Below are 22,951 nucleotides of genomic sequence, written 5' to 3' on the forward strand. Positions count from 1 at the left end.
CGTCCAGTGATGATTCCTGGAGGTGAATGGTTAGGATTCATGGATGGTCGTGCTCGATCTGCGGCGTCTGAGGTTCCTGCGCGAGCTCGAGGAGCGGGGCACGCTCGGGGCGGTCGCGGCCGCCCTCGGCTACAGCCCGTCGGCGGTGTCACAGCAGCTGGCGCTGCTCGAGAAGGACGTCGGCGTCCGCCTGTTCGCCAAGGCCGGGCGGGGCGTGCGCCTCACCGACGCCGGGCGCCTGCTGGCGGGGCACGCCCGGACGATCCTGGCCGCCGCGGAGGTCGCCGAGGCCGATCTGAAGACCTTCGCGGGGGTACGCGGAACCGTCCGCGCCGGTGGACTGCAGTCGGCCGCCCGGCGGCTGCTGGTCCCGGCCGCCGCCGCGGTGGTCGCGTCGCATCCCGGCGTCCGCCCGGAGATCGCCGAGCTCGAACTGGAGCAGGCCTTGCCCGACCTGCGGCTGGGCGCCGTCGACGTGGTGATCGGCGACGAGTACGACGGTCATCCCCGCCCGCGGCCGTCCGGTCTGCGGTTCGCTCAGCTGCTCGCCGAGACGGTCAAGGTGGTCCTGCCGGCGGCGCATCCGCTGGCGGCAGGCGGGGGCCCGGTCCCCCTCGAGGAGTTGCGGGACGCGGCGTGGGCGACGTCCGACCCGGGCACCGGCCACCACGCGATGGTGGCGGGTGTGTGCCGTTCCCGGGGCGGCTTCGAGCCGGACCTGCGGCACCGCTCGAACGACGCGGACGTCCAGCTGGAGCTGGTCCGCCGGCTCGGCGCGGTGGCGCTGCTGCCGGTGCTGACGCTGCCCCGGCACGACGATCCGGCGCTGGCGGTCCGGGACGTGGCCGGTCCGGACCTGGGCCGCCGCCTGATGGTGGTGACCCGGGCCGGCACGACGACGCCCGCCGTGGCGGCCTTCCTGGCGGCGCTGACCGCCCTATGCGGTGATCGGGGTGCGCAGCCGGCCGACGGCGGAGAGGCTCACGGCGGTGTCGGTGAAGGTGTCGGCCACCGGCCGCGGTGACCAGCCGAGCAGACTGCGGGCCTTGTCGCCCGAGCCGGTGCGGATGATGCCCAGGTCGGGGGTGATCTGGGCCAGGCGGTCGTCGAAACGGCCGGCCAGGCGTACCACCCAGTCGGGCAGGGTGCGGACCGGCACCCGGTGAGCCGCGGTGCCGAGGCGGGCGCGGAGGATGCCGGCCACCTCGGTGAGCGGCAGGCGGCCGGTGATCGCCAGGAAACGTTCGCCGGCGGCGGCCGGGTCGATCATCGCGCGGCGGTGCAGGTCGGCCACGTCACGGACGTCGACCACGTTGAAGTCCAGGTCGGGCAGGGCCGGGAACCTGCCGTTCAGCAGCTGCTCGATCACCTCGACCCAGGCGGAGTAGCCGGGGCCGAGCGCCGGGCCGAACACCGCCACCGGGTTGACCGTGGCGATCTCCAGGTTCTCCCGTTCGGCGTACTCCCAGGCGGCGCGTTCGGCGAGGACCTTGGATTTCACGTACGGCACGAGCGGCGTCCCGTCGAGCGCCGTCCAGTCGTGCTCGGTGAACACCCGGGTGGGGTCCGCGTGTCCGTATCCGATCGCGGCGAACGAGGACGTCAGGACGACCCGCCGCACGCCCGCGTCGGTGGCCGCCCGCAGGACGCGCAGGGTGCCCTCGCGGGCCGGGACGATCAGGTCGTCCTCGTGCTTCGGCAGTTTCGCCGGGAACGGGGAGGCCACGTGCTGCACGAAGGCGCAGCCGTCGACCGCCGCGGCCCAGCCGTCGTCGGCGGTCAGGTCGGCGTGGGCGAACGTCAGCCGGTCGCCGGGTGTCACCCCGCCCGCCTCGACCATGGCGCGCACCTGCGGTTCGCGGTCGGCGGATCGTACTGTCGTGCGGACCCGGTAGCCCTGCTCGAGCAGGTGCAGCACGCAGTGCGCGCCGATGAAGCCGGAGCCGCCGGTCACCAGGACCAGTTCGCCACTCATGACGTCGTTCCCTTCGCTGATCGGTCAACGTACCAAGGTCATCAATGCTTTCGATCTCGGGGTTTACCGCAGTGGGGATCCAGGGATAGAGTTCTGGGATCCAATCTTGAAGGAAGTGGAGCCATCATGACCGTGGTCAATCGCCCGCTGGACGTGACCGGCCTCAACGAGTCGCTGCTGGGGCAGCCCAGCGCTGAACCGCTGAGCGGCGAGATCCCGGTGCGCAGCCGGGTCGACTTCGCCACCGAGGACCGCCGGGTCGTCTCCGGCATCTGGGAGTCCGAGCCGGGTACGTCCCGCTGGGAGTTCCTGACCCGCGGCGAGATCATCCACGTGATCGCCGGCCGGATGGTCGTCACCGAGGACGGCGGTGAGCCGGTCGAGGTGACCGCGGGCTCGACGGCCTACTTCCCGATCGGCTGGCAGGGCGAATGGGTCGTCACCGAGCGGCTCCGCAAGGTCTTCGTGGTGTTCAAGCCGTGACGGCGCGGGAGCTGATGGTCCGCGGCCTCGTCCTCGAGGCCGACGGCGTGCTGACCGTCGACCTGGCCGACCCGTCCGGCGCGCCCCTGCCGGAGTGGGAGCCGGGCGCGCACGTGGACCTCGTGGTCGGTGACGGGACGGTCCGGCAGTACTCGATCTGCGGAAGGCCGGGGACGCTGACCGTCGCGGTCCGGCACGACCCGGCGGGCCGCGGCGGCTCGTCCTGGGTGCACCGGACGCTGCGCCCCGGCGATCCGGTGACGCTGCGCGGCGTCAAGAACCACTTCGCGCTGGAGGATGCCGCCGAGATCGTGCTGATCGCCGGTGGTGTCGGCATCACCCCGCTGCTGCCGATGGCCGAGCGGCTGGCGGCGGGGGACCGGCCGTGGCGGCTGGTCTATGTGGGGCGGGCGGCCGCCGGGATGCCGTTCCTGGACCGGGTCCGCGCGCTCGGCGGCGCCGTGACCGTCCACGAGACCGCCACCGGCGGAAGGCCGGATCTCGCGAGACATCTGGAAGAACCGGGCTTGGTGTACGTCTGCGGCCCCGCCACCCTGATCGACGCCGTCAGTGCGGCGCTCGAAGCTCGCGGCGAAGCCGACCGTCTGCGGGCCGAGTACTTCCAGGCCCCCGAGACGCTGACCACCGACGACGGAAGTTTCACGATAAAACTGGAAAAGTCGGGTGTGGAGCTCGTGGTTCCCGCCGACAAGTCCGCCCTCGAAGTCGTCAACGACGCCGGACTCGACGTGCTCAGCGACTGCGAAGAGGGCATCTGCGGCAGCTGCGAGACCCGCGTCCTCGCCGGCGAGGTCGACCACCGCGACTACGTCCTGACCGCCGCCGAGAAGGCCGCCAACCGGTGCATGATGCTCTGCGTCTCGCGGGCGCTCGGACAGCGGATAACCATCGACCTCTGACCCCCGTACCGAAGAAAACCTAAAGGGGGGTGAAGGAAGCCTTTCCGACGCCGTCCCGCAACTTCTCCAGCAACTCGCCGCCCGGCACCGGCCGGCAGAAGAAGTAGCCCTGCGCGAACCCGCAGCCCATCTCGGTCAGCAGCCGCGCGTGCTCGGCCGTCTCGATGCCCTCGGCGACTACGTTCATCCCGAACGCCACACCGAGGTGCACCACCGCCTCGGCCACCCGCCGCGCCTCCGGATCGACGTCGATGCCGGTCACGAACGAGCGGTCGATCTTCAGGATGTCGACCGGCAGGAGGCGCAGGTAGCTGAGGGCCGAGTAGCCCGTCCCGAAGTCGTCGACCGCGATCCGGATGCCGACGGCCCGCAACTGCTCCAGGGAGGTCACCGTCCGGGCGTCCGGTTCCAGCACCACCCCCTCGGTCAGCTCGAGGATCAGCCGGTCCGCCGGAAAACCCGTCTCGTCCAGGACGGTCTGGATCGTCTCCAGCATCCCCGGCTGCACCACCTGCCGCGGCGACAGGTTGACGCTCAACCGCAGGTCGTGCAGCTCCGGAACGGCCGCCCGCCACGAGGCCGCCTGCGTGCACGCCTCCCGCAGCACCCACGTGCCGAGCGGCACGATCGCCCCGGTCTCCTCGGCGAGGTCGACGAAGTCGTGCGGGGGCAGCATGCCGCGGTGCGGATGCTGCCAGCGGACCAGCGCCTCCACCGCCGAGACGCCGCCGGTGACCAGATCGATCGCCGGCTGGAAATGAACCACCATCTCGCCGTTCTCCACGGCCTGGCGCAGCTCCGCGTCCCGGGCCCGGGTGTCCAGCTCGGGCGTGTAGACCTGGTAGCGGCCACGGCCGGAACGTTTCGCCGCGTACATCGCGATGTCCGCGTGCTGCAGCAGCGTCTGCGCGTCGAAGGTGTCGAAGTCGTGGTACGCGACACCGACACTCGCCTCCACGCTGAGCAGGTGCTCCCCGAAGATCACCGGCGTGCGCAGGGCGTCGACGAGCCGCTGCGCGATGCGCTCGGCGACCGACCGGTCCGGCAGGTACGGCAGGACCACCGCGAACTCGTCGCCGCCCAGACGCCCGGCCACGTCGGTGGACCGGATCACCGACCGCAGGGTCACCGCCACCGCCTGCAGGACCGCGTCACCGGCGTCGTGGCCGTACACGTCGTTGATCGGCTTGAACCGGTCCAGGTCGATCAGCATCACCGCACCCTGCCGGTCGTCCCGCGGCGTCTGCACGGCCATCCGGGTGATCAGCTCGTTCAGGTGGGCGCGGTTGGACAGCCCGGTCAGCGGGTCGGTCACCGCGAGCCGGTGGTTCTCGTGCAGGGCGTACATCTGCCGGCCGGCGACCAGGGCGGTCAGGACCACCGCCCCGATGATCATGCCGCCGAGCGGGTAGAGGCCCTCCCGCTGGGCGATGACGCCGAGCGCGCCGTACGCGATGGCGATCGCCCCGTAGGGCAGCCAGTCGGTCGCCAGCCGGTGCGCGAGACGGCTGCTCGCCTCCCGGCCCGCGTCGACCAGCCGCCGGTCCGCGGCCAACACCAGCAGATAGCAGCCGAACACCCAGAACAGGTCCGGCCAGGTGCCACCGACGAAACCGTCGTGCAGCTGGATCCAGCCGTACCAGATGTCCGCGACGACGAACATCGACACGGCCCCCGCCAGCAGCCGCACCGCCGGGTCGACCGCGGTCGACGGGCGCAGCAGCAGCGTCGCCAGGGCCAGCACGAGCAGCAGGTCACCGACGGGCAGGGCGGCCGCGTACAGCACCCCGGAGAGCGAGGCACCGTCGGTGCCGAAGATCGGGCTGAGCACGAGGTACCACAACACCATGAACGCGCTGGCGCCCACGGTCAGAGCGTCCAGCACCAGCCGCACCCGGTCCGAGCGGGTCCGCTGCGAACCGGGCAGCAGCAGGAGCCCGACCAGCATGAACGGCACGAACGCCAGGAACCAGTAGTCCGCGAACGACGGGTAGGCGGCGTCGTGCAGGACGGCGTCCTCGACGAACCACGAGGTGTGCGCCACCAGCTGACAGACGTAGGCCCCGGCGATGAACCCCCATGCGATCCGGGACCGGCGGGACTGCCGCCGCAGCCGGACCACCCGCACCACGAGCACCGTGAAGATCAGCGAGATCGGCAGGTAGACGCCGTCGGCGATCACCGTCCGCAGTTCCTCGCCACCACGGCCGCTGACGTAGAACACCAGGTAGGCGGCGACGATCGCCCCGGCGGTGGTCACCGCCCAGCCGGTCAGCCGGTCCGCGGTGCTCCGCGGCCTCGGCGGGGGCGCGGACCGCGGCCGGCCGGTCACCCGGCCGTGCGCTCCCGCCTGCGTCTCCACACCGCCTGATATCGGCCCACGGCCCGGGATCCTGAGACCATTCATAGGGTACGAGCTGCACCTCCCCGTGGCTCGTCGATCGGATGCAGGCCGTCGCGTGCCCTTGCGTCAGGAGCCGGACGATCGGCGCCGCGGCGGCGTGCCGATGCCGCACAACAGCTCCGCCGGGACGATCACGTCGGCCCGGTCCCGGGTGGCCCGGATCAGCGTCGCGTTGCGCTCGTCCGTGCCGGTCGCCCAGTCGATCGCCGCCGTCTCGTCCTTACCGAACCGGATGTGCCGCTCGATCAGCCGGCGCAGCCGTTCGTCACGGTCCAGGTCCGCGTACCAGACCTCGGTCAGCAGCGGCCGGACCTTCGCCCAACGCGGCTCGACCAGCAGCAGGTAGTTGCCCTCGGTCACGACCAGCCGCGCCGTGCGGGGCACCGGGATCGCCCCGGCGATCGGCTGCTCCAGCGTCCGCTCGAAACCGGGCGCATAGACGACGTCGTCCTCGTCCTCCTGGATGCGGCGCAGCAGCGAGGCGTACCCGAGAGCGTCGAACGTCTCCGGCGCGCCCTTGCGGTCCCGCAGCCCGAGCCGGTCCAGCTCCACGTCGGCGAGGTGGAACCCGTCCATCGGCACGTGCGCCACCGCGTCGGAGCCGAGCGCCCGCACCAGCTCCTCGGCGAGAGTGGTCTTGCCCGATCCGGGGGCGCCGGTGATCCCGAGGACGGCCCGCTCCCCACCGGCGGCGAGCGCGCGGGCCCGCTCCACCAGCGCCTCGAACGTGGTCATGCGCTCTCCCTGTCGCTCATCCGCCCAGTCTCCCCGCCGGGTCCTGCCATGCGCATTCTGGTCCTGAGGGTTCCGGCCCCCGAGCCCTAGGCTTCTCGTGTGGAGATCAGAGCGATGATCGCGGACGAACGACTCCGGCTGGCCGACCTCGTGGACACGTTGACGCCGGAGCAGTGGGCGCATCCCAGCCTGTGCGGGGAGTGGACGGTCGGCGAGGTGATCGGGCACCTGGTGGCGGCGGTCGCGGCGCCCCGGTCGTGGCTGCTGCCGGCGGCGGTGCGTAACGGGTTCTCGATACACCGGACCAACGCGGCGATCGCCCAGCGGATGGCAACGCGCGGGCAGGACGTGATGGCGCGGGAGTTGCGCGCCAACGCGGAGAATCCGTTCCAGCCGCCGATCGTGGGCTACGGCGGACCGTTCACCGACCTGCTGATCCACGGGCAGGACATCCGGCGGCCGCTCGGGCTGCCGCACGCGCTGCTCCCGGAACGGATGCGGGTCGGGCTGGACTTCCTGGTCGGCGGGCGAGCGGTCGGGTTCACGCCCCGCAAGCGGGTGGCGGGCCTGCGCTTCGAGGCGATCGACCTGGGCTGGTCGTGGGGTTCCGGCCCGGTGGTCCGCGGTGATGCCGAGCCGCTGATGCTGGGCCTGACCGGCCGAACGATCGTGCTGCCGGAGCTGTCCGGCGACGGCCTGCCCGAGCTGCGCCGTCGTCTGGGAGTTGCCTGACGGGGGTTCCGCACGCCTCGCCCGTAGCACGGTGCGCCTGATCGCATCGTTTTCGGATGCACCGACCATCCCTTGTGGACGACCGACCGCACCCGATCAACGGCTTGGGTGCGTTGGCCGTCCTGGCGGGTGGTGACAGCACCCGATCACGTTGTCGGGCACGCCTGCCACCCATTCCGAACAGGCGACTGCACCCGATCAACGGTTTGGGGGCGCTGGCCGTCCTTGACGGTGGTGGCTGTACCCGATCGCGTTGTCGGGCGGGCTTGCCGCCCATTCCGAGCAGGTGACCGCACCCGATCAGCGGTTTGGGGGCGCTGGCTGTCCGGTTCGGTTGGGTGACCGCACCGGGGCGGATACGGGATGCGCCGGCGAAGCCGTCCAGCCTCGGGTCACGGGCAGGAATACTGACGATGCGCCTAGGCGACGGCCTGCCCTGTCATCAGGTAGGACCGGTTCTCCGGCCGCCTCACCGGAGACCGGAGAACAGGTCGTGCTCCACCGCTGGGGCGCCGGTGCTGTCGCGGACCCGCACGTAACACTCGACGCCCATGATCTCGCCGAACACCTCGCGGCCGAGGCTGAGGAAGAACGCGCCGTCGCCCTGGCTGGCGTGCGCCGACAGTGCGGCGAACTTCTGCTCCAGCGTCCCGGTCACGTCGATCCGGGCGGTGATCTCCTCGTCCGGCCAGCCCATCGGCTGCTCGGCGGCGGGGTCCGGACCGTCCGTGCCGATGCCCATCTCCCGCATCCGCTCACCGATCCGCTGGAACGCCGACCGCGGCAGCGCGCTCATGTACACCTTCGCCGAGCTGTCGGTGACCAGCTCGACGGCGGCCATCGTGACCCGGTGCACCTGGATGTGGTCCGGATGGCCGTAACCACCGTTCTCGTCGTAGGTGAGCAGCACGTCCGGCCGGTAGCGGCGGATCAGCCCGGCGAGCCGCTCCGCGGCGGCGGTCACCGGGGTGGCCCAGAACGACTGCGGCGCCGCGTTGGTGTCCCAGCCCAGCATCCCGGAGTCGTGGTAGCCGAGCATCTCCAGGTGGGTCACCTTCAGCTCGGCGCAGCTCGCCTCCAGCTCCCGGCGCCGGTGGGCCGCCACCGCCTCCGGGTCGTGCCCCGCCTCGCCGGGCTTGACACCGTTCGGACCGTCACCGCAGCGGCCGTCGGTGCAGGTGACCACCACTGTGGTGACGCCCTCAGCGGCATACCGGGCGAGCGTGCCGCCGGTGCTGGTCACCTCGTCGTCGGGGTGGGCGTGCACGGCCATCAGGGTCAGCGGGCGATCGCGCATGCGCCCACCCTATGCCTCGTTCCACCGGCGATGACGGCGGTCAGGCGCCGTTCCGGCCGAGCAGGGCGGTGATCAGGTGATGGAGGGGCTCGGTGAGCTTCTCCTCGTCGGCGCCGGCCAGTGGCTGGACGCCCGCGGCGCGGAGGATCACGATGCCCAGGGCGGTGGCGATGACCAGCTGGGCGTTCAGGAGCGACCGGTCCGAGACGTCGCCACTGACGGCGGCCAGCCGCTCGGCGAACGATGTCAGGATGTCGAGGCGGATGCGTTCGGCGGCCTCGTCGCCCGAGGTGCGCAGCAGGAGCAGCAGCCGGTTGGGGAACTGGGTCGACGGCGGGCCGGCGAGTTTCTCCGCGATGATCCGCGGCGCGTCGGCGACCGTCAGGCCCTCGGTGACGCTGCGGCGCAGGTCGTCGCCGGTGTCGCGCAGGCACTCGCGGAACAGGCCCTCTTTCGAGGTGAAGTAGCGGCTGATCAGGGCCACGTTCACCCCGGCGTCGCCGGCGATGTCGCGGACCGAGGTGGCGCTGTAGCCGTCGGCGGCGAACCGGCGCCGCGCGGCGTCGAGCAGCAGTTGCCGCGTGGAGGCGGCGTCCCGGCGCCGAGGAGTCGTCACGATGTTCACCCTATTGACCTCCCCTCCGGCAGCAAGGGGCGGGAGGTCCCACCCTTTCTGTTAAGAGACCTTTACAGATCGATATCGGGCGATCGAAGATGGCAGGTGATCATCCTCATCGATGGAGGCCTCATGCGTCGTACGCCGCTCGCCGCCCTGTTGTCGTTGACCCTGGCCGGAGGATCGGTGATGGTGAGCAGGCCGGCCGAGGCCGCTCCGGCGCCGCGGTTCAGTACCTCGTTCGAGACCGGCGACCCGCCTCCCACCTGGCAGAACACCGCCGAGCGGGCCTCCGGCGTGGACGGCCGGCTGGTGGTGGGGATCCCCGGTTCGGTCAACGGCCGGGTCACCGCGGTCACCGCCTCCGGCGAGAACACCGGCGGCGGCGAGGTCAAGGAGAACCTGCTCGACGCCGACCCGGACACCAAGTGGCTGGTCTTCGCCACCACCGGGTGGGTGACCTACCAGCTGGACGCGCCGGTCCGGGTGGCCCGCTACGCCCTGACCGCCGCGAACGACGCGCCCACCCGGGACCCGCGCGACTGGCGGCTCGAGGGCTCGGCCGACGGCAGCACCTGGACGACCGTGGACACCCGCACCGGTCAGACCCTCGGCGAACGGGGCGACACCACCACCTACGACGTCAGCACACCCGGCGACTACGGCTTCTACCGGCTGTCCGTGACCGCGAACGGTGGCGCGACCATCGTGCAGCTCGCCGACCTGCAACTGTCGAACGGCGACGAGACACCGCCCCCGGCCGAGCCGGCCCGCAGCGCGATCGGGACCGGGCCGTCGAACGCCCCGGCCGCCAAGGCCCGGGTCGGATACTCCGGCCTGGCCTCGCTGGAGTTCGCCGGGCGGCACGCCGTGGACGGGCGTGCTTACACGTACAACAGGATCTATGACGTCGATCTGAAGATCGGGCCGGACACCGAGCTGTCCTATCTCGTGTTCCCCGAGTTCACCCGCGGAGACCTGACCTATCCGGCGACCTACACCGCGGTCGACCTGGCGTTCACCGACGGCACGTTCCTGAGCGGGCTGAAGGCGAAGGACCAGCACGGCACGGTGGTCAGCCCGCAGGCGCAGGGCGCGGCCAAGAAGCTGTCCGCCAATCAGTGGAACGAGATCATCACCCGGATCGGCGACGTGGCCCGCGGCAAGACCGTCGACCGGATCCTGGTCGCCTACGACAAGCCGTCCGGTCCGCCGAGCGCATGGCGGGCCTGGTTCGACGACATCACCCTGACCGACGTCAAGGATCAGAAACCCTCCAAGAGCCTTGCGGGGTACGTGGAGACGCGCCGCGGAACACAGTCGAGCGGAGGCTTCTCGCGGGGTAACAACATTCCGGCCGCCGCCGTGCCGCACGGGTTCAACTTCTGGACGCCGGTGACCAACGCGTCCACGCTGAGCTGGCTGTACGAGTACCACAAGGGCAACAACGCGGCGAACCTGCCGGAGCTGCAGGCGCTGTCGGTCAGCCACGAACCGAGCCCGTGGATGGCGGACCGGCAGACGTTCCAGTTCATGCCGCAGGACGGCACCGGGGTGCCGAACGCCGACCGGACCGCCCGCGCCCTGCCGTTCCACCACGAGAACGAGACCGCGAAGCCGCACTACTACGGCGTCACGTTCGACAGCGGACTCACGGCCGAGGTCGCGCCGACCGATCACGCGGCGCTGCTGCGGTTCGGTTTCACCGGCGACGGCGGAAACATCATCTTCGACAACGTGAACGACAGCGCGGGGCTGACCGTCGACGCCGCCACCGGCACGATCACCGGCTGGACGGACGTGCGCAGCGGCCTGTCCAACGGCGCGTCCCGGATGTTCCTGTACGCGACGGTCGACGCCCCGATCCTCGGCGGCGGGATGCTGCCGGCCGGCAACCGGCCCTCCACCGGGTACGTGACGGTGGGCGCCGAGACGGTGAACCTGCGGGTCGCGACCTCGCTGCTCAGCGTCGCCCAGGCCAGGCACAACCTGGAGCTGGAACTGAGCGCCGCGGACACCCTGGAGTCGGTCCGGTCCCGCGCCGAAGCGGCCTGGAACGCCAAACTGCGCACCGTCGAGGTCGAGGGCGCCAGCCGCGACCAGCTGGTCACGCTCTACTCCAGCCTGTACCGGCTGTTCCTCTACCCGAACTCGGCGCACGAGAACACCGGCACCGCAGCGTCCCCGGCGTGGCGGCACGCGGTCCAGTCGTCGACGACCACCCCGCCGAGCACCCCGACCGAGACCGGAGCCCCGATCCGGGACGGCAAGGTGTACGTCAACAACGGCTTCTGGGACACCTACCGCACCACCTGGCCGGCGTATTCGCTGCTCACCCCGTCACTGGCCGGCGAGATGATCGACGGGTTCGTCCAGCAGTACCGCGACGGCGGCTGGATCTCCCGGTGGTCGTCACCCGGATACGCGAACCTGATGGTCGGCACCAGTTCGGACGTCGCGTTCGCGGACGCGTACCTCAAAGGCGTGAAAGGTTTCGATCTTGAGGATGCCTATGCGGCGGCGACCAAGAACGCCACGGTCGCGCCACCGAACGACAACGTCGGCCGCAAGGGCCTGACCACGTCGATCTTCAAGGGGTACACGCCGCTGGACGCCACCGGCGAGGCGATGTCCTGGGCGGTGGACGGTTACATCAACGACTTCGGCATCGCCAACATGGCCGCCGCCCTCGCGAAGAAGGGCGGTCCGGACGCGGCACGCTACACCGAGGAGGCTGCGTACTACCGGCAGCGGGCGCTGAATTACGTCAACCACTTCGACGAGTCGGTCGGCTTCTTCCAAGGCAAGAACAGCGCCGGGCAGTGGCGGTGGACCCCGGAACAGTACGACCCGGAGGTGTGGGGCTACGACTACACCGAGACCAACGGCTGGAACATGGCCTTCCACGTGCCGCAGGACGGCCAGGGCCTGGCCAACCTGTACGGCGGGCGGGACGCCCTCGCCGGCAAGCTGGACACGTTCTTCTCCGAACCGGAGACCGGCCTCAAGTTCGGCTCCTACGGCGGCGTGATCCACGAGATGACCGAGGCCCGGGACGTGCGGATGGGCCAGTACGGCCACAGCAACCAGCCGTCGCACCACATCCCGTGGATGTACACGTACGCCGGGCAGCCGGCCAAGACACAGGCGCTGACCCGGGAGATCGTCGACCGGCTCTACCTGGGCAGCGAGATCGGCCAGGGGTACCCGGGCGACGAGGACAACGGTGAGATGTCCGCCTGGTACGTGTTCGCCGCCCTCGGGTTCTACCCGCTGCAGATGGGCAGCGCCGACTACGTGATCGGGTCACCGCTGTTCACCAAGGCCACCATCAACCTGGAGAACGGCAGGAAGGTCGTCATCCGGGCGCCCGGCAACTCGGCCAAGAACGTCTACGTCCAGTCGTTGAAGATCAACGGCAAGGCGTGGAAGTCGGCGTCGCTCCCGCACGCGGTGCTGTCCGGCGGCGCGACCCTGGACTTCACGATGGGGTCCCAGCCGTCGAGGTGGGCGACCGGGGCGAACGCGCTGCCGCCGTCGCTGACCACGGGCGACGCGGTCGCCACCCCGCAGAAGGACGTGACCGGCACGGTCACCACGGCCGCCCTGGCCGACGATTCCTCGGCGACACCGGCGACGGTGAGTTCGCAGGAGTGGACGCTGGACGCGCCGGCCACCGTCAAGCAGTACACGATCACGTCGGGGGCCGCTGAGGGCGCTGACCCGGCCGGGTGGAAGCTGCTCGGTTCCACCGACGGAAACACATGGACCGATCTTGACGTACGGTCCGAGCAGGCGTTCCCGTGGCGGCGGCAGACCCGGCCGTTCACGGTGACGACGCCGGGCGCCTACACCCACTACCGCCTGGAGTTCACCGGTCCGGCCACCGTGGCCGAGCTGGAACTGCTGGCCTGACCAGACCCCCGTCCCCGTAGACTCCGGCGGTGAATCTGCGGGGATGGGGCGCGGTCGCCGGTGCCGCCGGAGCGCTGGCGCTGGTGGCGCTCGCCTCCAACGTGACGACCACCAGCCAGATGGAAGGCGACGCGAACACACTGCTCGCCGCCCGGATGACGGTCAGCCGGCTGATCAACGCGGGGGCGTTGTGGGCCGGGCTGGGCGTGCTGTCCGGGTGGCTCGTCCGCCGCCCGGTCCCGGCCGCCGCGGCCGGGATCGTCTCCCTGCTGATCGCCTGCCTCGTGCACTACGGCGTGGGCCGGGCCGTCGGCATGTTCGACGCGAGTGTCTTCGCGGACAACCGGGAGTGGTTCCTGGCCGCGCTGATCCTGGGTGGTCCGCTCGGCCTGATCGGCGCGGTCGCCCGCCGGACGGACGGGTGGGGCGTGGCGGCCCGCCTCGTCGTCCCCGCCGGGGCCGTGATCCAGCCCTTCTACCTGGGGTGGTTCACCCCGCTCGCGATCCTGCCCTGGCCGAGCCGATTCGCCGACATCGCCTGCGGATCGGTGCTGTTCGTGGCCGGGGTGGCAGGCGCCCTCCGCGTCCTCGTTGCGGCGCGGGCCGACAGTACCCGGGTTCCGGCGCCGACGGATCGGTCGGCGACCGGGCCAGGGGACGGAGCGGCGACGGCGTAGCTCGGGGAGGCCGTCGCCGGAGAAACTCGGGCAGGGCGACCATGCGGCATCGAGCGTCACCGTCCAGGGGCTCGGTGGGGCCCCGCCACGACTGTTCCCCTACTGGTGAATCCGAGGGCTTGCCGCTGCCGTCGGGACTCGGTAATACCAGATCATGAGTTCGATCGAGGACGTCACGATCCACGGACCGCACGGACCGATCCCGATCCGGGTCTACGATCCGGGCGAGCCGTCGGGTGCCGCGCTGCTCTGGGCGCACGGCGGCGGTTTTCGGCACGGTGACCTGGACATGCGCGAGTCCGACATGGTCGCCGCGGAGATCTCGCGGCGGGCGGGTGCGCTGGTGGTCGCCGTCGGCTATCGCCTGGCCGTCGGCGGGGTCCGGCATCCGGTTCCGGTCGACGACGTGCACGCCGCCTGGCAGTGGATGACCGGGAAGTACCAGCCGGTGACGGCCGGTATCGGTGGTGCGAGTGCGGGCGCGGCGCTCGCGCTGGCCAGTGCGCTGCGGAGCCGGGACGAAAACGAGCGGGACGGCGGCGGGTGGGACGAAAACGAGCGGGGCGACGTTGTGCGGGACGGCGGTGCGCGGGACGGCGGCGGGCGGGCGCCCGACACGATCCTGCTCGCCTATCCCTTCCTGCATTTCCCGAACCCCGGCCCCTACGAGCACGGGGTCGAGGAGATGGTCCGCAACTACGTCGGGCGGATCAGCGACGTCCCGGCCGATGCCTTCCCCGGGCACGCCCGGCTTGAGGGCCTGCCGCCGGTGCACGTGCTGCTGTCCGAGAACGACCATCTGCGGCCGTCCGGGGAGCTGATCGTCCGCCAGTTGCACGAGGCCGGGGTGGCGGCCACCGTCTTCGTGGCGGCGGGCACCGCGCACGGTCACCTGAACCGTCCGCTGGAGGACACCGGCGTCGCCGAGTCGCTGGAGTTCCTGGCCGCCGGTCTCGCCCGGGGACGGCGCCGGTGGATCAGACGGGACGGTCCGCCGCGGATCGAGTTCGGGGCGGACTACAACCCGGAGCAGTGGCCGCCGGAGACCTGGCCGGAGGACGTGCGGTTGATGCGGGAGGCCGGCGTCACCGTCGTGTCGCTGGGGATCTTCTCGTGGGCGCGGCTGGAACCGGCCGAGGGACAGTGGGACTTCGGCTGGCTGGACGAGGTGATGGACCTGCTGCACAGCCACGGCATCCTCGTCGACCTGGCCACCCCGACCGCCTCGCCGCCGCCGTGGCTGACCCGTAGGCACCCGGAGATCCTGCCGGTCGACCGGCACGGGCACACCGTCGGGCCGGGCGCCCGGCAGCACTGGCGGCCCACCTCGCCGGTCTTCCGCGAGCACGCGCTGCGCCTGGTCCGGGCGGTGGCCACCCGGTACGGCGGCCATCCGGCGCTGACCGCCTGGCACATCAGCAACGAGCTGGGCTGCCACAACGTGTACGACTTCTCCGACGACGCGGCGGTCGCTTTCCGGTCGTGGCTGCGGGATCGCTATCGGACACTGGACGCGCTGAACCACGCGTGGGGGACCGCCTTCTGGTCGCAACGGTACGGCGACTGGGCGGAGATCCTGCCGCCCCGGCTGCTCGGCGGCGCGGGCAACCCGACGCAGGCCCTCGACTTCAAACGGTTCTCCTCGGACGCGCTGAGGGACCACCTGCGCGCCGAACGGGCCGTGTTGCGTGAGCTCACCCCGGACGTGCCGGTCACCACCAACTTCATGGTGGCCGGGCCGATCAACGAGATGGACTACGCGGACTGGGCGAGTGGGGTGGACTTCGTCGCCAACGACCACTATGTGCGGCCCGGCCCGCAGGCCCGCGACGAGCTGTCCTTCTCGGCCAACCTGACCGGGAACATCGCCGGCGGGCGGCCCTGGTTCCTGATGGAACACTCCACCGGCGCGGTCAACTGGCAGCCGGTCAACGTGCCGAAACGCCGCGGGGAGCTGGCCCGGGACTCGCTCACCCACGTCGCGCACGGCGCCGACGGCGTCTGCTTCTTCCAGTGGCGGCAGTCCCGGGCGGGCGCCGAGAAGTACCACTCGGCGATGCTGCCGCACGGAGGTGTCTCCAGCGCCGTCTTCCGCGACGTCGCGGACCTGGGTGCGCGGCTTGCCGCCCTCTCGGCCGTTTCCGGGCTTTCGCGTACGCGGGCAAGCGCGGCGATCCTGGTGGACGCGGACTCGTGGTGGGCCGCCGAGCAGGACTCGCACCCGACCAGCCGGCTCGACTACCGGGGTGAGGCCCTGAACTGGTACTCCACCTTCCTCGACCTGGGGGTGCGGGCCGACGTGGTGCCGGCCGGCGGCGACTGGTCCGGTTATCGCCTGGTGGTCGCCCCGATTCTGCACGTCGTCCCGCAGCGGCTCCGGGACCGGCTGGAGAACTATGTGCACGGCGGCGGGCACCTGCTGGCGACCTACTTCTCCGGGACCGTGGACGAGAACGACCACCTCTGGCCGGGCGGCTATCCGGGGGCGCTGCGTGACCTGCTCGGTGTCCGGGTCGAGGAGTTCGCCCCGCTGCTCGACGGCGAGACGGTCACCCTGTCGGACGGGACGGCCGCCACGGTGTGGACCGAGCGGGTCACGGTCACCGATCCGGCGGTGGAGGTCCTGCTGACGTATCCGGACGGCGGGCCGGCCGTGACCCGCCGGGCACTGCGCGCAGGCTCCGCGGCGTACACCTCATGTGTTCTGCCCGCGGACGGCCGGAAACCGGTCCTCGACGATCTCCTGCGCCGGGCCGGGGTGTCGAGCGAGCTGCCGGTGGCGCTGCGCGGCCGGGTCGAGCCGGCCGTGCGCGGCCCGGTGTGGTTCCTGATCAACCGGACCGACGAGCCGGTCGACCTGGCCGACGTCGACGGCGCGACCGGGGAACTGCCCGCCCGGGGAGTGGTCGTCCTGCTGTGAATGCAACATATCCCGGTCCGGGATGCGTTCTGGAGGTGTGGACGAGTTGCGGCAACACTTCGCATCGATCGTGGAGGCCGAGTGGGGCCCCTGGGAGATGAGGGCGCTGCTGCGTGCCAGCCGTGCGCGGGCACGCCGGCAGCGTCTCCTCTTCGTGGTTCAGGTCGCTGGTCTGGCGCTGCTCGCGGCGGTGGCCGGATTCGTGGCCGGTCTCAGCCTGTGACCGCCCGGACGATCTCCTCGATCACCGGAGTGGGCCGGTCCAGCATCACGCTGTGACCGGCCCCTTCCGCTGTCACGTGCCGTCCGCGGGGGAGCGGGTGGGTGGGCGTCACAGCTTCTTCGCGGCGGTCAGCTGACCCGCCAGTTCCTGGTAGATCTTCGCGTAGGAGGTGTACGAGTACGGTGCCGCGGCGTACCACGGGTAGATCTGGCCGGCCTTGACCGCGGGCAGGTTCGCCCAGGTCGCGATCTTGGCGAGGTCGGCCTTCGAGGCGTCGTACGTGCGGGCGTCCACCAGGATCACGTCGGCGTCCTTGTAGTCCGTCGCGCTCTCCCAGCTGTACTGGGTGAACACCTGGGCGTCCGGCTCGACCGGGTCCATCACGTCCAGGCCCTGGTTCTTCAGCGTGGTCAGCTCAGGCAGGTAGGACGGGTTCGCCACGTACAGGCTGTCGGTGCCGGGGGACATCACGGCCACCGTGAGGCCGGACGCCGACGCGGCCTCGGCGACTGCCTTGAGTGCCGCGTCGTAGTCGGCCTTCGCGCTGGTGAGCGCCGCGCTCTTGGTGTCCGCACCGAGCTTGCCGGCCAGCTCGACGAAGGTCGCGATGGCCACGTCGGTGTTCTCGTAGTCACCGGGGACGGCGATCGCCGGGGCCAGGCCGAGGATCTTCTCGGACTGGGCGGCCGGGACATACCACAGGGCCTTCTGGTCGAAGGTGTAGTCGACCAGCAGCTCCGGGTTCATCAGGGCGTACTTCTCGGTGTCGAACTCGCCGTACGTCTTGCCGATGACCTGGACCTTGCTGACGTCCAGCGAGCCGACCTGGTAGCTGAGCTTGCCGTCGGCGCCCGGCTGGAGCTCGCCGTACACCCCGGCGACCTGGTATCCGGCGTCGGAGAGGGCGGCGGCGACGCTGCTCTGCGCCACCACGACACCCGGGGTCTTGTCCAGGGAGATCTTCTTGCCGAGGGCGTCGGCGTATTCGAAGGGACCGGCCTGTGCGGAGCTGCCGCCCGGGGTGGCGGTCTCGGTGCCGCCACCGCAGGCGGCCAGGGCCAGCGACGCGGCGACGGCCACGGCGACGGTACTCAAACGGCTGCTCATCATGAGGTTTCCTTCCCGTTCTTCTGGTGCAGGGGGATCACGAGGGGGGTGTCCGACTCGGGGTCGGCGATGATCCGGCAGGCGAGACCGAACACCTCGGCCATCAGCTCGGCGGTGATGATCGTGGCGGGGGCTCCCTCGGCCACGATCGTGCCGTCCTTCATGGCCACCATGTGGGTGGCGTACCGGGCCGCCAGGTTGAGGTCGTGCAGGACCGCGACCAGGGTGGAGCCACGTTCGGTGCGCAGCCGGGCGCACAGGTCGAGCATCTCGATCTGGTGCGCGATGTCGAGGTACGTGGTCGGCTCGTCCAGCAGCAGGATGCCGGTCTCCTGGGCCAGGGCCATCGCCAGCCAGACCCGTTGCCGCTGGCCGCCGGAGAGTTCGTCGAACGGTCGCTGCGCCAGGTCGGTGGTGCCGGTGAGCTCCAGCGCCGAGGTCACCGCGGCCTGGTCGGCCGGCGACCACTGCCGCAACAGCGACTGGTGCGGGTAGCGTCCGCGGGCCACCAGGTCGGCGACGCTGATCGCGTCCGGGGCGGTCTGCGACTGCGGCAGCAGGCCGAGCCGGCGGGCCACCTCCTTGGGCGGCCGCGAGTGGATGTCCTTGCCGTCCAGCACGACCGTGCCGGTCCGCGGTTCGAGCAGCCGGGCGAGCCCGCGCAGCAGTGTCGACTTGCCACTGCCGTTGGCGCCGACGATCACGGTGAACGAGCCGTCCGGCACGGTCAGGTCCAGGTCGTGCACGATGCGGCGTCCGCCGTACCCGAGGGCGACGTTCTCCGCCCGTAGCCGTTGCGGCGTGTTCATATGCGTCCCTTTCGCCACTCACGGCCGAGCAGCCATGCGAGATAGGCGCCGCCGACGATGCCGGTGAGCACGCCGACCGGCAGCAGGCGCGGCGCGAAGGCCTCCCGGGCCGCGAAGTCGGTGATCACCAGCAGCAGGGCGCCGGTCAGTCCGGACGCGGCCAGGTTCGGCCCGGACGCGCCGGTGATCCGGCGGGCCACCTGCGGCGCGGTGAGCGCGATGAACTGGATCGGCCCGGCGACCGCGACCGCCGCCGAGGCGAGCAGCACGCCGACCGCCACCGCGGACATCCGCATCCGCCCGGCGGGCAGGCCCAGGCTCATCGAGCGTTCGTCGGAGAACTCGCTCAGCGCCAGCGGCCGGGCGAGCAGCGTGCACGCCACCACGCCGAGCAGCAGCGCGCCACCGATCAGGCGGGCGTCCGCCCAGCCCCGGCCGACCAGGTTGCCGACCATCCAGATCGAGGCGCTCTGCGCGTCGTAGACCTGGGCGCGCACGATGAGCAGCGAGTTCAGCGAGGCGAGCATGGTGCTCGCGCCGATGCCGACCAGCACCAGCCGCAGCGGGGCGGACACCCCGTGCCGGGCGGAGAGCAGGTAGACGCCGGTGGCGGTGATCGCGCCGCCGGCCACCGCGCCGATCGAGGTGGCGAGCAGGCCACCACCGGCCAGCAGCATCATCACCAGCGCGCCGGTCGACGCGCCGGTGCCGAAGCCGACCACGTCGGGGCTGCCGAGCGGGTTGCGGGTCAGCGTCTGGAAGATCGCACCGGAGAGCCCGAGGGCGACACCGACCAGGGCGGCGGTGACGGCCCGGGGCAGGCGCAGCTCGCCGACGATCAGGTTCTCCGCGGGCGTCCCGGCGCCGGTCATCGCGGCGAACACCCGGTCCGGGGGGAACGCGTTGACGCCGGCGGCGAGCGAGACGACGACCATCGCGGCCACCGCGACGCCGAGCAGGACACAGACGGCGACCGAGCGCCGTCCGAAGCGGATCGACAGGGAACCGGCCGCCAGGACGGGGACGCCGGTCATGCCGCGGTCAGTGTCCGCCGGCGCACGAGCGCGATGAACACCGGGGCGCCGATGACGGCGGTCACGATGCCGGCCTCGATCTCGGCGCCGCTGGACACGACACGTCCCAGCGTGTCGGAGAGGACGAGGAACGCCCCGGCGATCAGTATCGCCATCGGCACCACCCTCCGTTGGTCGGCGCCGACCAGGGCGCGGGCGACGTGCGGCACGGTGAGGCCGACGAAGGCGATCGGCCCGGCCAGCGCGGTGGCCGCCCCGCAGAGCAGGGTGACCGCGACGGCGGTGGCGATCCGGGCCTTGCCGACGCTCAGGCCCAGCGAGCGCGACGTCTCGTCGCCGAACGCGAGCGCGTTGAGCGCCGGGGTCGTCAGCAGCGCGATCAGGACGCCGAGCAGGATCAGCGGCAGCGCGATGAGCAGGCGGTCGTACCCGCGGTTGACGACCGAGCCGACCACCCAGAACCGCATCTCGTTGAAGGTGTCCTGGTCGCGCATGGCCAGCGCGTTGAGGTACGAGTACAGCACCGCGGTCAGGGCCGCCCCGGCCAGCGCCAGTCGCGCCGGGGTGGCCGACGACCGGGAGCCGCTGCCGAGCAGGTAGACCACGACGGACCCGGCGGCCGCCCCGGCCAGCGCGAGCCCGGACTGGGCGAAACCGTTGGCGACGCCGAAGAAGGTGAAGCCGGTGACCACCGCGGCCGCCGCCCCGGCGTTCACCCCGAGCAGGCCGGGGTCGGCGAGGGGGTTGCGGGTCAGCGCCTGCATCAGCGCGCCGGCACCACCGAGGGCGGCGCCGGTGACGACGGCGACGACCGTCCGTTCCAGACGGAGCCCGCGCACGATGTCGGCGATCTCGCCGCGGGCGCCGGGCAGCAGTGCGCCGACGACGTCGCCGGGGGAGATCGACTGCCGGCCGATCATCAGGCTGAGCACCATGACGCCGCCGAGCACGACCATCGCCACGACGAAGACGCCGAGTCTTCCGATGGTCCTGGGTTGCACGCAGGTAAGGTAAGGCTTACTTCAAGCGGCCGTCCACCCCGAGATGATCACAATGGGCTGTGCCGGTGATCACCCGGCGAGTTGCGGGGAGCTGGGCCGCCACGCGCTGATCCATCCCGGAATCTCGGCGGCCGGCAGCGGGCGGCACATCAGATAGCCCTGGGCCAGCTCGCAGCCCAGCTCACCGATCTCGGTCAGGGTCTCCTGATCCTCCACACCCTCGACCACGACGGACAGCCCGAGCGCGTGCGCCAGCTCGACGATCGCACCGACGATGGCCCGGCCCCGGTCGGTGGTCCGGATCTCCATGGTGAACTTCCGGTCGATCTTCAGCTCGTCCAGCGGCATGCTCTGCAGGTAACTCATCGACGAATAGCCGACGCCGAAGTCGTCGATGGACACCCGGACGCCCTGCCGGCGGATCGAGCCGAGGGCGAGGGCCACCGCCTTCGGATCGTTGATCAGCACGGTCTCGGTGATCTCCAGGGTGAGCTGGCCGTCGACGGCGCCGTAGAGCGCGAGCAGGTCGGCGATCCGGCCGGGAAACCCGGGTTCGCGCAGGCACGCCGCGCCGATGTTGACCGCGACCGGCAGGTCCAGCCCGCCCTCGCGCCACGTGCGCTGCTGGCGCAGGGCCAGGTGGAGCACCGCCTCGGTGAGCGGCACCATCAGGTCGCTCTGCTCGGCGTCCGGGACGAACGCGCCCGGCCCGAGCAGGCCCCGGGACGGGTGCCGCCACCGGACCAGGGCCTCCACCCCGGCCACCCCGCCGCCGCCCACCCGGATCTTCGGCTGGTAGTGCAGCTCCAGCTCGTCGCGGTCGATCGCCCCGCGCAGGTCGGCGAGCAGGGTCAGCTGCTCGAAGCTGTTCCGGTCGTTCTCCGCGTCGTACGGCGCCGCACCCAGATGGTTGCGTTTGGCGTGGTACATCGCGATGTCGGCGTGCTGGAGCAGCTCCTCGGCGTTGCTGCTCTGCCCGGGGTAGAACGCGAACCCGATGCTGCCGGTGATGTCCACCGCCAGCCCGCCGATCTCGGCCGGCCCGCACAGGTCGGTCAGCACCCGGTGGGCGATGTCCGGCAGGTCCTCGGCGGCCCCGATCAGCGGCAGCAGGATGGCGAACTCGTCACCGCCGAGCCGGGCCACCAGGTCGGTCGGCCGTGACGACGCCCGCAGCCGCCGTGCCACCTCGATCAGCAGCAGGTCGCCGGAGTTGTGGCCCAGGGTGTCGTTGACCTCCTTGAACCGGTTGAGGTCGAGCAGCAGCAGGCCCACCCCGTGCCCCTCCAGGTCGGCGCCGGTGATGGCCTGGTCGATGCCCTCGCCGAGCAGCCGCCGGTTCGCCAGCCCGGTCAGGCCGTCGTGCGAGGCGCGGTAATCGTTGTCGGCGGCCTGCCGTTCGGTGCGCCGCTGGTAGGTGAGCAGCACCAGACCGCAGAACAGCACCAGCGCCAGGTCGGCCAGCGAGATCACCTCGACGGCCAGCAGGATCTTGGCGTTGGCGTCCCGGGCCACCCGCAGGGTCACCCCGATCGCCAGGTTGTTGCGGGCCACGTTGGCCGACGCCTGCCGGCGCAACGCGGACGCGCTCAGGGCGGCCTGTTCGGCGAAGTCGAGCATCCGCGCGTCGTCGTGGTCGCCGACCGCGTCGATCAGATTCCGCAGGGTGTACGTGTAACCCCCGTACGCGTTCTGCAGTGTCTGCGCCTGCCGCCGGTCGTCGTCCACCCCGTTGGCGGTCAGCCAGCGCAGGTTCCCCTCCGCCGACCCGATCGAGGACAGGAGCAGCTGGCTGCCGTTCTCGTTCGGTGTGTCCAGGAAGTCCTCGAGCAGCTCGTACTCGAGATTGATCTTCAGGTAGATCTCGTTCCACTGCTGGCTGACCTGCTGGGTGGCGGCCGCGGTCGTCGCCGCCCGGTCGGTGCTGCGGCTGCTGAACACCGCCAGGCCGGCGAGCAGGGACAGGCCGACGGTGAGCGCGCCGACGGCGATACGCGCGACCACCCGCCGTCGTAACCATTGCCGCATGACCCAAGCCCCTCGCTCCCCGCGCCCCTACCTATCGACCGCGAATCCGGCGGATTGAGCGGCGCGCTCAGGTGC

At 71.4% G+C, this 22,951-nt stretch carries 17 protein-coding genes and 1 pseudogene; 8 read left to right on the forward strand and 10 right to left on the reverse strand.

Annotated elements, in window-relative coordinates:
- Positions 1 to 43: 43 nt before the first annotated feature.
- Positions 44 to 1,024 carry a LysR family transcriptional regulator gene (locus tag QSK32_RS23700; RefSeq protein ID WP_083448916.1) on the forward strand — a complete coding sequence of 327 codons (981 nt, stop codon included), beginning with the start codon at positions 44 to 46 and terminating at the stop codon, positions 1,022 to 1,024.
- Here the strand turns inward: QSK32_RS23700 and QSK32_RS23705 are convergent.
- Positions 938 to 1,975, reverse strand: coding sequence for an SDR family oxidoreductase (locus QSK32_RS23705; protein ID WP_045741579.1), 1,038 nt, complete (start codon positions 1,973 to 1,975; stop codon positions 938 to 940). The two genes, QSK32_RS23700 and QSK32_RS23705, sit on opposite strands and share 87 nt — an antisense overlap.
- Positions 1,976 to 2,101: 126 nt before the next feature.
- Between QSK32_RS23705 and QSK32_RS23710 the strand changes: the two genes are divergently transcribed.
- Positions 2,102 to 2,458 carry a cupin domain-containing protein gene (locus tag QSK32_RS23710; protein ID WP_045741580.1) on the forward strand — a complete coding sequence of 119 codons (357 nt, stop codon included), beginning with the start codon at positions 2,102 to 2,104 and terminating at the stop codon, positions 2,456 to 2,458.
- Positions 2,455 to 3,378 carry a PDR/VanB family oxidoreductase gene (locus tag QSK32_RS23715; protein ID WP_285473202.1) on the forward strand — a complete coding sequence of 308 codons (924 nt, stop codon included), beginning with the start codon at positions 2,455 to 2,457 and terminating at the stop codon, positions 3,376 to 3,378. The genes QSK32_RS23710 and QSK32_RS23715 overlap by 4 nt, the downstream gene beginning before the upstream one ends.
- Before the next feature lie 19 nt (positions 3,379 to 3,397).
- Here QSK32_RS23715 and QSK32_RS23720 read toward each other — a convergent pair whose 3' ends face one another.
- Together QSK32_RS23720 and QSK32_RS23725 are read right to left on the reverse strand one after the other, a co-directional pair.
- Complete coding sequence (locus QSK32_RS23720) at positions 3,398 to 5,740, reverse strand: putative bifunctional diguanylate cyclase/phosphodiesterase (protein WP_285473203.1); 2,343 nt, start codon at positions 5,738 to 5,740, stop codon at positions 3,398 to 3,400.
- 108 nt (positions 5,741 to 5,848) lie between these two features.
- Positions 5,849 to 6,520: pseudogene (locus QSK32_RS23725) on the reverse strand (nucleoside/nucleotide kinase family protein); the annotation flags it as partial.
- 96 nt (positions 6,521 to 6,616) lie between these two features.
- On the opposite strand from QSK32_RS23725, the gene QSK32_RS23730 reads away from it, so the two are divergent.
- Entirely contained in the window at positions 6,617 to 7,249 is a 633-nt protein-coding gene (locus QSK32_RS23730; protein ID WP_285473205.1) for a maleylpyruvate isomerase family mycothiol-dependent enzyme, read from the forward strand.
- A 469-nt stretch (positions 7,250 to 7,718) separates the two neighbouring features.
- Here QSK32_RS23730 and QSK32_RS23735 read toward each other — a convergent pair whose 3' ends face one another.
- Entirely contained in the window at positions 7,719 to 8,546 is an 828-nt protein-coding gene (locus QSK32_RS23735) for a PIG-L family deacetylase (protein ID WP_285473206.1), read from the reverse strand.
- Between the two features lie 40 nt (positions 8,547 to 8,586).
- Positions 8,587 to 9,162 (reverse strand): TetR/AcrR family transcriptional regulator, encoded by a 576-nt coding sequence (locus QSK32_RS23740; RefSeq protein ID WP_245673886.1) that lies wholly within the window; start codon positions 9,160 to 9,162, stop codon positions 8,587 to 8,589.
- A gap of 132 nt (positions 9,163 to 9,294) precedes the next feature.
- Between QSK32_RS23740 and QSK32_RS23745 the strand changes: the two genes are divergently transcribed.
- From QSK32_RS23745 to QSK32_RS23760, 4 genes are all read left to right on the forward strand, one after another.
- Positions 9,295 to 13,077, forward strand: a complete 3,783-nt coding sequence (locus tag QSK32_RS23745; protein WP_285473207.1) for a GH92 family glycosyl hydrolase — start codon at positions 9,295 to 9,297, stop codon at positions 13,075 to 13,077.
- 29 nt (positions 13,078 to 13,106) lie between these two features.
- Positions 13,107 to 13,754 (forward strand): hypothetical protein, encoded by a 648-nt coding sequence (locus QSK32_RS23750; RefSeq protein WP_285473208.1) that lies wholly within the window; start codon positions 13,107 to 13,109, stop codon positions 13,752 to 13,754.
- A gap of 154 nt (positions 13,755 to 13,908) precedes the next feature.
- Complete coding sequence (locus QSK32_RS23755; RefSeq protein ID WP_285473209.1) at positions 13,909 to 16,674, forward strand: beta-galactosidase; 2,766 nt, start codon at positions 13,909 to 13,911, stop codon at positions 16,672 to 16,674.
- Positions 16,675 to 16,696: 22 nt separating this feature from the next.
- Positions 16,697 to 16,897: a hypothetical protein gene (locus tag QSK32_RS23760; RefSeq protein ID WP_285473210.1), complete on the forward strand. Its 201-nt coding sequence runs from the start codon at positions 16,697 to 16,699 to the stop codon at positions 16,895 to 16,897.
- A 108-nt stretch (positions 16,898 to 17,005) separates the two neighbouring features.
- On the opposite strand, the gene QSK32_RS23765 is transcribed toward QSK32_RS23760, so the two are convergent.
- From QSK32_RS23765 to QSK32_RS23785, 5 genes are all read right to left on the reverse strand, one after another.
- Positions 17,006 to 18,007: an ABC transporter substrate-binding protein gene (locus QSK32_RS23765; protein ID WP_045741587.1), complete on the reverse strand. Its 1,002-nt coding sequence runs from the start codon at positions 18,005 to 18,007 to the stop codon at positions 17,006 to 17,008.
- A complete protein-coding gene (locus QSK32_RS23770; RefSeq protein ID WP_045741588.1) occupies positions 18,004 to 18,813 on the reverse strand; it encodes an ABC transporter ATP-binding protein in 810 nt (269 codons plus the stop codon). Before QSK32_RS23770 ends, QSK32_RS23765 begins: the two co-directional genes overlap by 4 nt.
- Positions 18,810 to 19,847: a FecCD family ABC transporter permease gene (locus QSK32_RS23775; RefSeq protein ID WP_045741589.1), complete on the reverse strand. Its 1,038-nt coding sequence runs from the start codon at positions 19,845 to 19,847 to the stop codon at positions 18,810 to 18,812. The genes QSK32_RS23770 and QSK32_RS23775 overlap by 4 nt, the downstream gene beginning before the upstream one ends.
- On the reverse strand, positions 19,844 to 20,848 hold the full coding sequence (locus QSK32_RS23780) for a FecCD family ABC transporter permease (protein WP_285473211.1): 1,005 nt from the start codon (positions 20,846 to 20,848) through the stop codon (positions 19,844 to 19,846). The genes QSK32_RS23775 and QSK32_RS23780 overlap by 4 nt, the downstream gene beginning before the upstream one ends.
- Positions 20,849 to 20,917: 69 nt before the next feature.
- A complete protein-coding gene (locus QSK32_RS23785; protein ID WP_285473212.1) occupies positions 20,918 to 22,876 on the reverse strand; it encodes a putative bifunctional diguanylate cyclase/phosphodiesterase in 1,959 nt (652 codons plus the stop codon).
- Positions 22,877 to 22,951: the final 75 nt, after the last annotated feature.

Source organism: Actinoplanes sp. NBRC 101535, assembly GCF_030269225.1.
Taxonomy (GTDB): Bacteria; Actinomycetota; Actinomycetes; order Mycobacteriales; family Micromonosporaceae; genus Actinoplanes; species Actinoplanes rectilineatus.